11 protein-coding genes and 1 pseudogene are annotated in these 14,614 nt (G+C 73.1%); 5 read left to right on the forward strand and 7 right to left on the reverse strand.

Annotated features, from left to right (window positions below):
• Window positions 1–73 precede the first annotated feature (73 nt).
• The 5 genes from ABZ818_RS13055 to ABZ818_RS13075 form a co-directional block, all read right to left on the reverse strand.
• Complete coding sequence (locus tag ABZ818_RS13055; RefSeq protein ID WP_361413330.1) at window positions 74–1,417, reverse strand: helix-turn-helix transcriptional regulator; 1,344 nt, start codon at window positions 1,415–1,417, stop codon at window positions 74–76.
• Window positions 1,418–1,885: 468 nt separating this feature from the next.
• A complete protein-coding gene (locus ABZ818_RS13060; RefSeq protein WP_361413332.1) occupies window positions 1,886–3,274 on the reverse strand; it encodes an extracellular solute-binding protein in 1,389 nt (462 codons plus the stop codon).
• The gene (locus ABZ818_RS13065; protein ID WP_361413334.1) at window positions 3,274–6,090 is read right to left on the reverse strand and encodes a substrate-binding domain-containing protein; all 2,817 of its coding nucleotides are present in this window, start codon (window positions 6,088–6,090) and stop codon (window positions 3,274–3,276) included. Before ABZ818_RS13065 ends, ABZ818_RS13060 begins: the two co-directional genes overlap by 1 nt.
• A gap of 4 nt (window positions 6,091–6,094) precedes the next feature.
• A complete protein-coding gene (locus tag ABZ818_RS13070) occupies window positions 6,095–6,439 on the reverse strand; it encodes a hypothetical protein (protein ID WP_361413336.1) in 345 nt (114 codons plus the stop codon).
• A 182-nt stretch (window positions 6,440–6,621) separates the two neighbouring features.
• A complete protein-coding gene (locus ABZ818_RS13075; RefSeq protein WP_361413337.1) occupies window positions 6,622–7,683 on the reverse strand; it encodes a hypothetical protein in 1,062 nt (353 codons plus the stop codon).
• A 126-nt stretch (window positions 7,684–7,809) separates the two neighbouring features.
• Here ABZ818_RS13075 and ABZ818_RS13080 point away from each other — a divergent pair, with 126 nt between their 5' ends.
• The 5 genes from ABZ818_RS13080 to metG all read left to right on the forward strand — a co-directional run bounded on the left by ABZ818_RS13080 (window position 7,810) and on the right by metG (window position 13,833).
• Window positions 7,810–8,250, forward strand: a complete 441-nt coding sequence (locus tag ABZ818_RS13080; RefSeq protein ID WP_361413339.1) for a hypothetical protein — start codon at window positions 7,810–7,812, stop codon at window positions 8,248–8,250.
• A 110-nt stretch (window positions 8,251–8,360) separates the two neighbouring features.
• The gene (locus ABZ818_RS13085) at window positions 8,361–9,293 is read left to right on the forward strand and encodes a hypothetical protein (protein ID WP_361413341.1); all 933 of its coding nucleotides are present in this window, start codon (window positions 8,361–8,363) and stop codon (window positions 9,291–9,293) included.
• A 96-nt stretch (window positions 9,294–9,389) separates the two neighbouring features.
• Window positions 9,390–10,307: an endonuclease/exonuclease/phosphatase family protein gene (locus ABZ818_RS13090; protein WP_361413610.1), complete on the forward strand. Its 918-nt coding sequence runs from the start codon at window positions 9,390–9,392 to the stop codon at window positions 10,305–10,307.
• A 115-nt stretch (window positions 10,308–10,422) separates the two neighbouring features.
• Window positions 10,423–11,949: a VWA domain-containing protein gene (locus tag ABZ818_RS13095; protein ID WP_361413342.1), complete on the forward strand. Its 1,527-nt coding sequence runs from the start codon at window positions 10,423–10,425 to the stop codon at window positions 11,947–11,949.
• A 168-nt stretch (window positions 11,950–12,117) separates the two neighbouring features.
• Window positions 12,118–13,833, forward strand: coding sequence for a methionine--tRNA ligase (metG, locus tag ABZ818_RS13100; protein WP_361413344.1), 1,716 nt, complete (start codon window positions 12,118–12,120; stop codon window positions 13,831–13,833).
• A 69-nt stretch (window positions 13,834–13,902) separates the two neighbouring features.
• Here metG and ABZ818_RS13105 read toward each other — a convergent pair whose 3' ends face one another.
• Both ABZ818_RS13105 and ABZ818_RS13110 read right to left on the reverse strand, forming a co-directional pair.
• Window positions 13,903–14,112, reverse strand: coding sequence for a DUF397 domain-containing protein (locus ABZ818_RS13105; RefSeq protein WP_361413345.1), 210 nt, complete (start codon window positions 14,110–14,112; stop codon window positions 13,903–13,905).
• 8 nt (window positions 14,113–14,120) lie between these two features.
• Window positions 14,121–14,285: pseudogene (locus ABZ818_RS13110) on the reverse strand (Scr1 family TA system antitoxin-like transcriptional regulator); the annotation flags it as partial.
• Window positions 14,286–14,614: the final 329 nt, after the last annotated feature.

Genomic DNA, 14,614 nt, shown 5'->3' on the forward strand with positions numbered 1-14,614 from the left:
GCCCCGGAAACCATCCCGGAAGCCACGGAATCCGCCCCCAGGAGCCGCGCGCCGCCGCCGCGGCGGACGGCCGTCACAGCGGCGGCTGTGCCGGGGCCGGGCCCAGGGTCGTGGTGCCGGGGGCGGTGCGGTGGCCGAGGCCGGTGCGGTAGGCGTCCAGGGCCGCCTCCACGCGGCCGGTGCGGCGCAGCAGATCACCGAGGAGGCGGCACAGGTCGGCCAGGTCGCCGACCGCGCCCGCCCGCTCCAGCAGGCTCAGCGCACGCACGTAGTGCTCCTCGGCGGCCTCCGTGTCGCGGGCGTCCTCGGCGATGATGCCGAGCAGGCGGTGCGCGGCGGCGGCGTGCACGGCGCCCCGCTCGGGGGAGAGGTCGCCCAGGACGTTCCGCAGCAGGTCGCCGGCCTCCTCGGACTTGCCGCGCCGGTGCAGGACGTCGGCCAGCTCGACCGCGACCTGGCTGGTGTAGAGCGCGGCCCGCTGGGCGGACAGCATGGCCTGAGCGGACCTCAACTCTTCCTCGGCGCGCTCAAGTTCGCCGTTCTGGGCGCAGACGTAGCCGCGCATCCAGTGGCAGTTGGCGAGTTCGGTGCGCAACTGGAGGGCGCGGTAGAGCTCGGCGGCCTTGGCGAGTGAGGCGTCGGCCTCGGCGATCCGGCCCTCGGCCAGCAGGGTGCGGGCCACCGACCGGTGCATCCGGGCCACCAGCGCGGGATCGCCCGCCTGCGGGGCCAGCGCGAGCGCGAACTCGGCCGCCTGGGCCGCCCGCGCATGCGCCCCCATGTCCATGTACGGCCCGATGACGCCGGCGTAGAGCAGCAGCAGCGCGTCCGGGTCGTGCAGCCCGCCCCGGTTGAGCTCGTCGAGGGTGGACTCCAGCAGGTAGACGGCGTACCGCAGCTCCCCCGCCAGGTAGTGGGAGACGGCGCGGCCGCGCAGCGCGGGGACCCGGGCGGGCAGCGGCGCGTCGGCGAGGGCCCGCTCGGACCGTTCGAAGAACTGCCGGCCGCTCTCCAGCTCGCCGGTCTCCAGGGCGCATTCGCCGAGCCCCAGCAGCGCCTCGGCCTGGACGTCGACGAGTTCGTGCTCCTCGGCCTCCGCCAGCAGCCGGGTATACTGCTCGGCCGCCTTCACGGACTCCCCGGTGGCGAGCGTGCGCCGGGCCTCGGTCAGCCTGAGGCGCAGGTCGGTGGCGAGATGGGCGGGGCGTCCGGTGGCGAGTTCGTCGAAGGCGACCCCGAGCCGCTCGGCGAGGTGCCTGAGCGCCTCGTCGGAGGGCCGGACCCGTCCCGCCTCGAGCGTGGAGATATACGCGGGGGTGTACGCCGGCTCCGCCAGCTGACGCTGAGTCAGGCCCCGTTCCCGCCGTAGCCGCTGCACCCTGCGCCCGATGGTCTCCGGGTCGTCCCGCTTCGCCATGCGGTTCATCATGCCAGTAAGCCGAGTTGCGGTGAGCCGCCTCGACTGACCGGAGGTCAGCACCGGACCTTACGCCCAGCGGGCCCCAACTCGCCCTGGTGCCCTTTTCGTTCGACCTCCTCACCCCCTACGTTGGAGGGTGCGTTAAACGCGCTTAATCCATCACTGTCGTTGCGAGGTCGGTTGCCGTGCTCGGACGCACTGTCGCGCGCCAAGGACACTTCTCCGCACGTTGCGTCAGAGGATTCGGCGCGGCCGTCATAGCCGTGGCCGCCCTGGTCGCGGCGGCCAACGCCGGACCGGTGCCCTCGGCAGACCCGGTCCCCGCCCCGCGGGCGGTCCAGAGCCGCTAGTGCCGCGACCGGAAAGGTTCACCGGCTCGCGACGCCCGGCAAACCTTTCCGGCCACAGCACTTGTGACCCGACAGCCAGCCGGTACCGCGCGTCGGCGCCCCGTCGCGCTCGCGCTCAGCCCGGCAGCGCCCGGCGCAGCGCCTCGTCCAGCCGGCCGGCCAGCACCGCGTCGCTGGGCGGGTTGTCGGAGAACAGGGCACCCAGCTGAGCGGTGAAGGTCTGGGTGAACGCCCCGTAGAGCGGGGTGCGCGGTCGGGAGACCGCCCGCTGGAGGGCGGGCAGCAGGATGCCGCGGGCGTAACCGGGACGGCCGGCCGCGTCGCGGGGCATGCGGTCGGTGCTCTCGCCGGTGGGCGACGCCGACGGCGAGCCGCCGGAGGCCGGCACGGACGTGCAGCGGACGCGGTCGTCGGTGTACGCCGACGTACGGGTCGCGGCGAAGCCCGCGTCCAGCAGGCAGCGTTCGCTCTGGGGGCTGGTGAGGAACGTGATCAGCTCGGCCGCCTTCCCGGCCCGCTGCGAGGACCGGGTCACCGCCAGGTTCTGCCCGCCGAGCACCGCCCGGCCGGGCAGCGGGGCCACGCCGAGCCGCTGCTCGGTGAAACTCCGGTGGAGCGTGCCGTAGGCGTACGGCCACTGCCGCAGGAAGGCGGTGCGGCCGTCCTCGAAGTCGCTGAGCGAGGACGCCTCGTCGGAGCTGACGGCGCTGTCCAGGGTGTACGGCTTGTCGGTGCGCCGGCGCAGCTCCGCGATGCCGTCGGTCAGCTCCCGCAGATCGGCGGTGTAGCGGCCGGAGTCGTCGGTGAGTGCGAAGTCGTCGGTCGCCGAGGCGAACGCCTCCACGGCGTTGACCGTACGGCCCTCGTAGGCGGCCAGTTGCGTGGTCCAGAGCTTCTCGTACCCCTTGGGCGGGCGGGCGTCGAGGGTGTCGCCGAGGCCGCGCAGGTCCTGCCAGGTGCGGATCGCGTCCGGGCCGGTGCGCTGGACGCCCGCCCGGCTCAGATAGTCGCGCCGGTAGTAGAGCAGACCGACGTCGCTGTTGAACGGCACCGCGTACACCTGGTCCTTCCAGCGGGCGGTGTCGGCCACGGACGCGATGACATCGTCGTCGACGGCCTCGTCGGGCAGCCGCCCGATCAGGTCCGCCTCGGCGAACTCCGGTACCCAGGTGACGTCCAGGTTGACCACGTCGTAGTGGGCACTGCCCGACTGGAGCGCGCCCAGCAGCTGGCTGCGCTGCTGGTCGGCGGAGCCCGGCAGTTCCACCAGGCGGGCGTGGTAGCCGGAGTCCTGCTGCTCCTGCTGCCGGTTCCAGGCGTCGATGAGCTGCTGGCGGACGCCGTTCTTGCCGGTCACGTCCCGGCCGCTGGCCACCACGATGTCCCCGGGCACGTCGGCGGCGGGCGTCTGCCCGTCCCGTGGCCCGCCCCCCGTGCAGGCGGTGGCCGCGAGCAGCGGCAGCACCAGCAGGCGGGCGAGCGTCGCGGCCGGTCGTCGTGCCATCAGTGCTCCCCCGTCCCCACTCGGGCGACCTCGTCGCGCAGGCCCCTGCCGGGATCGTCGCCCGCGTCCAGGCAGCGGCCGCCGCTCGCCTCGGCGATCCGGGCGTCCGGCCGGCCCGTGTCGCAGGAGCCGCTGATCAGGGACACCATGTCCACCGGCACCTTCGCCTTCCGCGCCCGGGCCAGTACCTCGTCCAGGTTCTTCCCGGTCAGCCGGTCGCTGTCCTCGTCGTCGGTGATGTAGACGATCAGCTGCGGCCGCTGGTCGTCGGTGCCGCGGCCGGCCATGTCGTCCAGCGCGGCGAGCAGCGCCGCGTGCGGGTCGGCCTCGGCGTCGCGCACCCGCGCCTCGGCGTCGACGACGTGCTCGGCGTCGGCGCGGCGGTGGTGCCCGAAGGGGAGCAACTGCTGGTAGGGCTGGTCGCCGGAGCTGCCGTAGACCGCCCACACCCCGTAGTCGTCCTGGGCGCCGAGCCCGCCCAGGGACTGCTTCAGGATGCCGGGGCCGCCACTGGGCCCCGGCCACCGCGTGCTCATCGAACCGGAGCTGTCGAGGAGGTAGAGGACCCGGCCGGGTCCGTGGGCGCTGCGGTACCGCGTGAGGGCCTCCTCCATCGCCGTCCGGCGGGCCGCGCCCGGCAGCGGGCTGGGGCCGCGCAGCACGCCCACACCGGCGTGGTCCGCGTCGAGCAGTCGGTGGCCGGATTCCGTCGCCGACCGGAAGCCGTCGGCGGCGAACGCGGCCAGGCCCTCCTCTCCGATGAGCCAGGTGCGGAAGCGGTCGACGGCGTCGTCCCGCGCCGCCGCGTCCCGGTCGCCGCCCTCCCAGCGGACCCGCACGAAGGTGGGCGTCAGCGCCGGTACGTCGGCGGGGTACTCGGCGATCCGCGGCACACGTGTCGTCCGCGCGCAGCCCACCCCGCTCCTGAGCAGGAACTCCGGGACGAGCGCGGCGGTACGGCCGTCCGCGGCGCGGTCGGCCGGCAGCGCGCACAGCAGCTCGGCGGCGGTCGGCGAGGGCGGTCCCGCGGGGCGTACGGCCTGCTCGGCGGCGCGCGAGTCGGCGGTGCCGCCGTACAGGCCGATGCTCGCCAGCAGGGCGGAGTCGGTGAACTCCGGGTCGGGCCGCAGCACCCTGGCGTTCGCGTCCTGCTTCCTCAGGTTCGCGATCAGCCCGGACAGCGGCAGCCCGACGCGCTCGTCCAGTCCGGCCCCGGCGAGGTTCTGCGGTACGGCCAGCACGACGGGCGAGTACGCGAACGGCTCCTCGTCCGGGCGGAGTTCGACGTAACTACGGGTGGTCCAGTCGGTGGTGACCCGGGCCGCGTCGGTGCCCGAGGCGGGGATCCACACGTCCGGCTGCGGCCCGACGTCCCGCTGCGGGTTGGTGTCCTCCACGCGGGGTTCCTGCCAGGCGTCGCTCTGCCGGCGCAGCGCGGAGACCGCGGCGGTCGCGCCCGCGCTGTAGACGGTGAGGCCGCTGCGGCGGCAGCCGTGCCCTGTGGTGTTGGCCCGCGAGGTCAGATAGGCGTCGGCGGCGGCGCGGACCGTCGGCTCCAGGTCGGGGTCGGTCAGCAGGCGCAGTTCGAGCGGCGGCGCGCAGGAGTGGCCGCCGCCGGGGCCGACGAGTTCGTAGCCGCCGGCACCGAGCGCGGCGAGCGCGAGCACCAGCAGCGCGCTCACCACGACCCGGGCCCTGGTGCGCAGCCCGACGAACCAGTCGATCACGGCACGCGCCCAGGCACGCGACACGGCGAACAGGGCCACCAGGAGACGGACCGGGCCGCCGGTGCCGGTCCTCGGCCCGGTGCCCGCCTGCCTGCCCGGTGACTCGGTGCGCGGCGGCTGTGCGGAGGACTGCGCCGAGGGCGCGGGCTCCTCGGACGACTGCCCCGGGTCCGGTGCGGGTGTGCTCGGCTCCTCCGGCTCGCCCTTCCGCACCGGCTCGCCCTCCCGCGCCGCCAGCAGCACGTCCGTGCCCGGCTCACCGGCGAACTGCGGCTCCCACAGGTCCCCGAGCGGGGTCCTGCGGCCCGCCCCGACCATCTGCCCGCGCAGCCGGTCGAAGAGCTTCAGAAAGGACAACTCCCCGCTTGAGTCGAGGAGTTGTACGAGTTCTTCGGTGAACGGGGTGGCTCTCGTGCCGTCGCCGGAGTCGATGAGCCGGTTGGCCTGCACGCTCATCAGCAGCAGGATCCGCCGACGGTCGGCGAAGTCGTGCCACACCTTGGCGGCGTTACCCGCGTAGCAGCAGTCGAGGATCACCACGATCCGCTCGGCGCGGCTCCCGGCGAGCACGGTGAGCATCCCGGTGAACGCCTCGGCGCCCGGGAACACTGCCCGGCCGCCGGCGACCACGCGCGCGTTGCGCATCTGAAGGAACAGCTCGTCGCCCGCGCTCGGCACGGCGCCGTGCCCGGCGAAGTAGCACAGCAGCAGGCCGTCGGCGTCCTGGGCGGCGGTGCGCAGCGCCTCGCTGAACTGGTCCAGGGACGGCGAGCGCAGGACGGTGACCTCCTCCTGCCCGACGGCGCCCGGTCCGCCGGCCTCCTGCCCGCCGGCGCCCTCCTGGCCGTCTGTGTCCTCCCGCCCAGTGGTGGCCTCCCGCCCGACGGCAGACTCCCGCTCCCCGGTCTCCTCCCGCCCGCCGAAGATCCCGCCCCGGCGCAGCACGTCCTCCAGCCGCTCCAGGTTGTGCCGGACGGCGGGCAGATGGCCGGGAACGCCCTCCGGATCGTCCGGCTGCGTGTGCTCGTACTCCCCAACACCGACCAGCAGCGCCCGGTTCACCCGCCCGCGCGGGTCGAAGCGGTCCACGGGGCTACCCCTCGTCGTGGTGCACCGGATCGACGTGGGTCTGGGGTGAGTCGCCGGACTCCACCCGGCGGCGGTTCTCCAGCCAGGCCGCCACCGCCCGCCTGGTCTGCGCCACCAGCTCGTCGAACACGGCTTCGGCTCCCGCGCCGAGCAGGAACAGCAGGATCTCCATGCCGGCGCCCATGCGACCGGGCGGCACGTCCGAACGCGGCTGCTCGACAATCCGCAGCCGTCCCCCGCTGACCAGCTCCTCCAGCGGTTTCTCCCGCTCCAGCCACGCCTTCAGCGCGCCGACGTCCTTGTTGCTCGCACTTCCGTCCAGCCGGACCCGTACACCTCGGCCGGCCACGCCATCCCCCTCAGCCATAACTCACCATCCTGGCACCGCGACACAACTCTCCGGGAGGGCGCATTTCGGCCACACCGGACCCGTACGGGACTCGGGAAACCCGGGCCAAATCTGCACCGGACCCGCACCGGACCTGCGTCAGACCCGCCTCGGACCTGGGCCAGATCCACGTCAGGCCCGCCTCAGGCCTGCGTCTGCAGCTGGTTCAGCTGACGGCGCACATGGTCCAGCGCGCCCTCTCGCCGGCCCGGCACCCGGCCGCGCAACTCCGCGAGCACCGAGCCGAGTTCGCGGGCCCGTTCGGGGTCGTGGATCAGCCCCCACTGGTGGTGGGCGCGGTCGACGGCGGTCTCGACGGCCACGGCGTCGGCGGCCTGGCCCATGGCCAGGCGGGTGGTGGCCACGGTCAGCCACGCCCGGCAGCTGCGGGCGGCGTCGCCCGCGAACATCGCCAGGTCCGCGCGGACCTCGGCCCAGTGCAGCGCGTCCTCGGAGGCCGCTCCGTGGGCGAGGGCGGCGGTCCGCTCCCAACGGGCGGCGAGCGCGTCGGCGTCGCCGTGCCGGCCGGCCCGCACGCAGGCGGTGATGGCCGTGTGCGGGTCGGCCGGCCCAGCCCCGGGCGCGGTGAGCACGAGGCCGGGGCCGCCGTCCTCCCCGGTCAGCCGCGACAGCGCCTGCTCGTGCAGCTCCGCCGGGAGCGGCCGGTGCCCGCTGCGCAGGATCGTCGCCACCGCTCTCATGTACGCCGGTGCCGCCACCGTGCGCCGGGCCGGCGGCGGTGCGATCCGGCCGTACAGGGCGATGTTGTGCCCGCGGTCCAAGGGGCGCCCGCGCAGCAGTTCCCAGCTCTCCGCGTCCGCGTGCAGGTCGGCCACGACCGTGGTCGTGCCGTCCGGGCGCAGCCGCAGTTCCTCGCGCAGCCAGTGCCAGGGCAGGGCCGTGTAGCGGACGGTCGCCGGGGTGGTGCGGGCGAGCGCCAGGTGGGGCAGGCGCTGGCGGCGGTCCAGCTGGAGCTGGCCGGTGAGGAACACGGTGAGCGGGCCGGGCGCCGCCGCGGCCGCGCGCAGCCGGGTGAGCACGGCCTGCGGCTCCAGCGGGTCGGCGAGCTCCACCACGGTCGCGGTGTCCGTGCCGGACAGCACGGAGGGCGCCACGGCGGCCAGCACCGGCAGCACGGACGCGGCGTCCACCAGACGCCCCCTGCCCACGGGCGCGGCCGCGAGCAGCAGCACGGTTCCGGGCATCGTCCCCCCCGTGTCGTGATCCGGTCGGTCGCGTACGTCAGCACGTTAACCGCTCCACCGACTTGCCAGGGCTCCTTCCCCGGTGTGCTCTGGTAGGCGGGGGCGAGGAGAGAGAGGAGCGCTCTCATGGCTCAAGCGGCACCCGTGTCCGGTATCACCACCCGCACCACCCGCCCACCCAACCTGTTCAGCGACCGGGCCCATGCCATCGGCCGGTGGGCGGGACCGCTCGCACTGGGGCTCGTCTACGGCTACTGGGCCGCGGCCGACCGGCGCTACGGCGGACCGATCACGGGCTGGAACGTGCTGTTCGGCTTCGTGACCACGATCGTGTTCGCGGTGGTCCTGACGGGCGTCCTCATGGTCGGCCCCCGGCTGCGGCGGGAGCAGCACGCCGCGCTGTGGTTCGCCTTCATCGGCGTGGCGTTCGGCTTCCTCTACAGCCAGAGCGGCCACGCGATCGTGCCGACGGTCGGCCTGTCGCTGGGGATAGGGATCGTCGCGGGCCTCTTCTGCTTCTACTGGTTCTACACGCACGAGGACGCGGCGGGCCGTCGCGTGAGTTGACCCACTGACCCACGTCGGTCGACCCGGACCGACCGAACCGCTCTCCCGCCGGTCACCCGAATGCCGCCCCTCCGCTCGCGGAGGGGCGGGCGACGGCCTTGGCTGAGAACGTGTCCCGACGTATGCGAAGCGGTCTGTCGGCCGTGCTCATCGCGCTCTCGTGCCTGCTCGTGCCGTTCGGCGTGCTGTCGGCCTGGGCGGCGTACGGGCTCTCCGACACCGGTCGCTACGTCACCACGATGGCGCCGCTCGCCGACGACCCGGACGTCCGCGACGCGATCGCGGACACCGTCGGGGACGGGATCGTGCAGGAGATCGGGCACGGGCTGGACGCCCGCGTGCGCCCCGGCACCATCACCCCCTTCGTGCACGACGCGGTCCGCTCGTTCACCCAGACCGAGGCCTTCCGCACGGCGTGGAACGAGAGCAACCGGGCCGCCCACGACGCCGTGCTGCGGGCCCTGCGCGACGAACGCGACTTCCTCGAACGCCCGGTCACCGTCGACCTCACGCCCGTCACCGCCCAGGTCAAGGCCCAGCTCGCCCAGGACCACGTACCGCTCGCGAACCGCATCCCCGTCCAGCACACCGAGGTCGATCTGCTTCCGGCCCAGCAACTGGGCCGCCTGCGGAAGGGGTTCCACGTGCTCGAACTCGCCGGTTTCTGGCTGCCGGTCGCGGCCGTCGTGTTCGCCGTCGCCGGGCTCGCCCTGGCCGCCCGCCGCCGCCGTGCGCTGACCGCCACCGCGCTCGGCACCGCCCTCGGCGGCGCGCTGCTCGCCCTCGCCGTCGCCATCGGCCGCAGCCTGACCCTCGCCGACCTGCCCGCCGAGGTCTCCCAGCCGGCCGTCGGCGCCGTCTACGACGCCCTCACGGCCACCCTGCGCACCACCTCGTGGATCCTGGTCGCGCTCGGTCTGACGGTGGCCGCCCTGACCTGGCTCTCCCGCCGCCCGCGCCGGCCCTTCCGCCGCCGCCGGGCGGCCGAGGCCCCCACCACCCGGACCCGCCCCCAGCAGCCGCCGCCGCGCGTGCGCGTCTGACCCCGCACGCGGGATGCCCGGGGTCCGTGGCGACCCCGTAGGCTCGTCGTCGTGACCAAGCAGGGGGGACGGTTCGCGAGCTGGTGCGCCGGGCTGATGTTCGCGGGGGTGAGCGTCGTCGTCGGGTGCCGGCTGGCCGACAGCGACGGCATCACGCCCGTACCGCAGCTCCTCGCCTTCCTGCCGTGGCTGCTCGTGCCCACCGGACTGGGCCTGGCGTTCACGCTGCGCGGACGCTGGTGGGCGGGGGCGGTGTGGGGCGTGGCGCTGCTGGGGCTGCTGGCGTGGTTCATCGAGCCGTACGGCAGGGTCTCCGCGCCGGCCGGCCATGCCGTGGCCGGGGTGCGGGTGCTGACCTCGAACGTGCAGTTCGGGCGCGGTGCCCCGGCCCTCGTCCCGGTCATCCGCCACGAGCGGCCCGACATCGTCTTCGTCGAGGAGTGCGAGTACACCTGCCAGGCGACGCTGGACCGGGAGGTCGGCGGCGACTACCCGTACCGGCGGGCGGTCCGGGCGGGTGGTTCGCAGGGGTCCCTGATCCTCAGCCGCTACGCCCTGCGCGGCACCGCCGGAGTCCGCGGCACGATGGGCATGCCGGGCGCGGTCGCCGACGTCCGCGGGCACGCGGTACGCCTCCAGCTCGCGCACCCGATGCCGCCGCTGCCCGGCCAGGTCGCGCTCTGGCACCGGGAACTCGCCCGGCTGCGCGCCTTCGCAACGGCGGACCGTACGATCCCGACCGTGCTGGCCGGCGACTTCAACGCCTCCCAGGACCACGCGGCCTTCCGCCGCATCATCGACGCCGGACTGCACGACGCCGCCCGCCTGGCCGGCGCCGAGCGCGCCCCCAGCTGGCCGGCCCGTACCGCGCCCGCCCTCGGCGCCCAGATCGACCACGTGCTCGTCTCACCGGACTTCTCCGCGACCGGCGCCCGCTTCCTCGCCCTGGCCGACACCGACCACCGCGCGCTGCTCGTCGACGTCACGCTGCACGACGGCCGAGGATCGCATTGACACGGCCCGCCTGCCGGTACTCGCCCCTGCCCAAGATCACTACTCGGGGCCGCTAACCTTACGTGTCCGTCCTGGCCAGGGATTGACGGGCATCAACTCACGAAGGGTTGCGCACATGGGCATTCTCACTCTCCTGCGGAACGCGTTCGGCCGATCGCGCAAGGGGCGTACGGCTGAGGCAGAGGGTGCGGAGCAGACTCCAACCCAGGAGCCGACCCCCACCGCTGCCCAGCAGCCGGAGCCGAAGGTCCCCGCCCCGGCGGCCGAGTCCGCACCCGAGCCCCCCGCCGCCGTCCACGTCCCGGACCCCCGGCCCTCCACCGGCGACGAACACGATCTGGTCTCAGCCGCCTTCGACAACATCACCGTCCCCAAGCCGGCCACCCCCGTGGACCCGGCCGACTTGACGACGGAGGACCCCACCTCGACCCCCGAACCGGCAGCTGCGGAACCGGAGTCGGAGCCCGAGGCAACGCCCGAACCGGTGGCCGAGGAGCCGACCCCGGCAGCCACGGAGCCGGAGCCGGAGACAACCCCGGAACCGGTGGCCGAGGAGCCGACGCCGGAGCCCGAGCCGACCCCCGAACCGCAGGCCGAGGCAGAGACCGAGACCGAGGCGGAGCCGGAGGCCGACACGCCGCAGGCCGCCGACGGCGAAGAAGCCCCACAGGGGCCACTCGCACCCGACGACGAAGGCCGCACGGGTGGTGCGGGTGGGAACGAACCGGCCGAAGGCGAAGCCGAGGCCGAGCCCACCCCCGAACCGGCAGCCGAACAGCCGACCACGGAACCGGAGCCGGAACCGGAGCCCGCGGCTGAGCAGTCGCCCTCACCGGCCGAAGGCGAAGCCGAGGCCGACGCCGACACCGACGCCGAAACCAAGCGGGAGCCGGACGCCGAAACCGACACTGAGCCGGACGCCCAGTCCGAGCCGGAGCCGGACGCCGAAACCAAGGCGGACAACACGGGCACCGAGCCCGCCACCCCCCTCGCCCACATCCACTCGCACGCCCCCGCCCTCACCACCGCCTACCAGTCCGCCGCATCCGCCCTGGCGAAGTACGACCTCACCGGCACCCGCGCCAAGGTCTACCTCGTCCTCGACCGCTCCGCCTCCATGCGCCCGTACTACAAGGACGGCTCCGCCCAGGCCCTCGGCGAGCAGACCCTCGCCCTCGCGGCCCACCTCGACCCCGAGGCGACGGTCCACGTCACGTTCTTCTCCACGGAGGTGGACGGCACCGGCGAGCTGACCCTCGCCGAACACGAGAACCGCGTCGACGACCTGCACGGCTCCCTCGGCCGCATGGGCCGCACCAGCTACCATGCCGCCGTGGACGCCGTACTGGCCCACCGCGCGGAGTCGGCCGACGACCCGGCGACCCCCACCCTGGTGATCTTCCAGACGGACGGCGCCCCGGACGCCAAGACCCCGGCCACCCAGTCCCTCACCGACGCGGCGAAGAAGCACCCCTCCGTCTTCTTCTCCTTCGTCGCCTTCGGCGAGCACGACAACAAGGCCTTCGACTACCTCCGCAAACTGAAGACCGACACCGCGTCCTTCTTCCACGCCGGCCCCACCCCCCGCGAGCTCACGGACCAGGAACTCTACGAGGGCGTACTGGCGAACTGGCGCCCGTGACCCACGGGACCACGCGCCCGTAACCACGCCGTACCAGGGCCGCCCCTTCCCACCCCTCAAAACGGGAAGCGGGCGGCCCACCCATGTCGGCTACGATTTCAAGGTTCCGTAGACGACCCGCACCCGACGAGATCGTCACCCCACGTAGCGACTTGGGAGCAGCCCGCGATGGCTCGACACCTCATCACCAGCGCCCTTCCGTACATCAACGGGATCAAGCACCTGGGCAACATGGTGGGGTCCATGCTCCCGGCGGACGTGTACTCGCGCTATCTGCGCCAGCGCGGCCACGACGTCCTGTACATCTGCGCGACGGACGAGCACGGCACCCCGGCGGAGCTCGCGGCCAAGGAGCAGGGCCTCCCGGTCGACGAGTTCTGCGCGCAGGCGCACGACGCGCAGAAGGCCGTCTACGACGGCTTCTCGCTGGCCTTCGACTACTTCGGCCGCAGCTCGTCCCCCCAGAACCACGAGATCACGCAGGAGATCGCCCGCGAGCTCAAGGCGAACGGGTTCATCGAGGAGCGGGCCATCCGCCAGGTGTACTCCAACGCCGACGGCCGCTTCCTGCCCGACCGGTACATCATCGGCACCTGCCCGCACTGCGGCTACGACAAGGCGCGCGGCGACCAGTGCGAGAACTGCACGCGGGTCCTGGACCCGACCGACCTGATCGAGCCGCGCTCCGCGATCAGCGGCAGCAGCGACCTGGAGGTCCGCGAGACCAAGCACCTCTTCCTCCTCCAGTCCGTGCTGGCCGGCGAGGTCGAGGCATGGGTCGACGAGCGCGCCGACGACTGGCCGGTGCTGGCCTCCTCGATCGCCCGCAAGTGGCTCACCGAGGGCCTGCACGACCGTGCGATCACCCGCGACCTGGACTGGGGCGTCCCGGTCCCGGCCGACACCTGGCCGGAGCTGGCCGCCGAGGGCAAGGTCTTCTACGTCTGGTTCGACGCCCCGATCGAGTACATCGGCGCCACGAAGGAGTGGGCGGACCAGGACCCGGAGAACCGGGACTGGCGCTCGTGGTGGTGGGAGTCGGACGCGGACGTCCACTACACCCAGTTCATGGGCAAGGACAACGTGCCCTTCCACAGCGTGATGTTCCCGGCGACCCTGCTGGGCACCCGCGCGCCGTGGAAGAAGGTCGACGTCATCAAGGCCTTCAACTGGCTCAACTACTACGGCGGCAAGTTCTCCACGTCGCAGCGGCGCGGTGTCTTCACGCACGACGCGCTGGAGATCCTCCCGGCCGACTACTGGCGCTACTTCATGATGGCGAACGCGCCGGAGTCCGACGACTCGTCCTTCACCTGGGAGCACTTCACGGCCACGGTGAACAAGGACCTGGCGGACACGCTGGGCAACTTCGTCAACCGGGTGCTGTCCTTCTCCCGCAAGCGCTTCGGCGACGCGGTACCGGAGGGCGGCGAGCCGGGCGAGGCCGAGGCGCGGCTCGGGGAGGAGATCGCCCGTCTCCTCGCCGAGTACGAGGAGCACATGGAGGCCATCCAGTTCCGCAAGGCGGCGGCCTCCCTGCGCGCCCTGTGGTCGGCGGGCAACTCCTACCTGGAGGAGAAGTCCCCCTGGCTGGAGATCAAGACCGACAAGGACGGCGCGGCCCTCACCCTGCGCACCGCGATGAACCTGATCCACCTCTACGCGGTGGTCTCGGAGCCGTTCATCCCCACCTCGTCGGCGGCCATGCGCGCGGCGTTCTCCCTGGACGGCGACACGGCGACCTGGGTGACCCCCGCCGAGGCGACCTCCCTGACCAGCGTCCCCGCCGGTACGCCGTTCACGGTCCCCCCGGTCCTCTTCGCCAAGCTCACGGACGACGACCTGGAGACGTACAAGGAGCGCTTCGGCGGCTCGGACGAGTAGGACTCACCGCTTGCACACAGGGGGCCGGGAACGACTTGTTCCCGGGCCCCTTCGCACGGTCCTGCCGAGTCAGCGTTCCGAGGTGTGGCTCACGAAGCCCTTCCACGCGTCGGGCGTGAGCGCAAGCTGAGGGCCTCCTATGTTCTTGGAATCGCGAACGTGCACGGTGCCGGGGGTGACGGCGAGCTCAACGCAGGAGTTGCCATCCGTGCCGCTGCTGTGGCTGCTCTTGAACCACGCCAGTTCGGAGGCGTCGCTGGCGGAGGCCTTGCGGATCATGTTTCCCCCAGCAGTTTCTCCTTGCCGTCCACTCCTGGGTGAGCATCCGTGTTCGTCGGCATGACCTGAAGCGTGACGTGGTTCAACCGCCCCACCTCCAACAGACGTTCGAGCTGGCGCTGCCACACCATTGTGCCCCCGACCTGTCGGCGCAGAGGTGCCTCTTCCATCACGCTCACCTGGGCCAGGGACATCGAGATCGCCCGGCGCCCCGACCTGTCCTCCCGCCTCGCTCACGCGCAGAGCAGGTTGGAACACGAGGACCCTGCCACCGCTGAGGAGGCGCTGCGCGAGTTGAGCGCCGTCCTGGACGAAGCCATGGAAGCAGTACGCGGTTGAGCTGGAAGTGGGAGTACGCCTTCGGTGCGGAGCAAACCGCACCGCACCCGTCAGCTGATCGTGGCCGGCGGGACATTCACGTATCAGGTCGTCGTACGCAGTGAACGTGTCTACGTCGTTCAGATCACTTACCTGGGGTTCTGAGAGCTCTGCCCCCGGAAAC

The sequence above is a fragment of the Streptomyces sp. NPDC047453 genome (assembly GCF_040643155.1).
GTDB lineage: Bacteria > Actinomycetota > Actinomycetes > Streptomycetales > Streptomycetaceae > Streptomyces.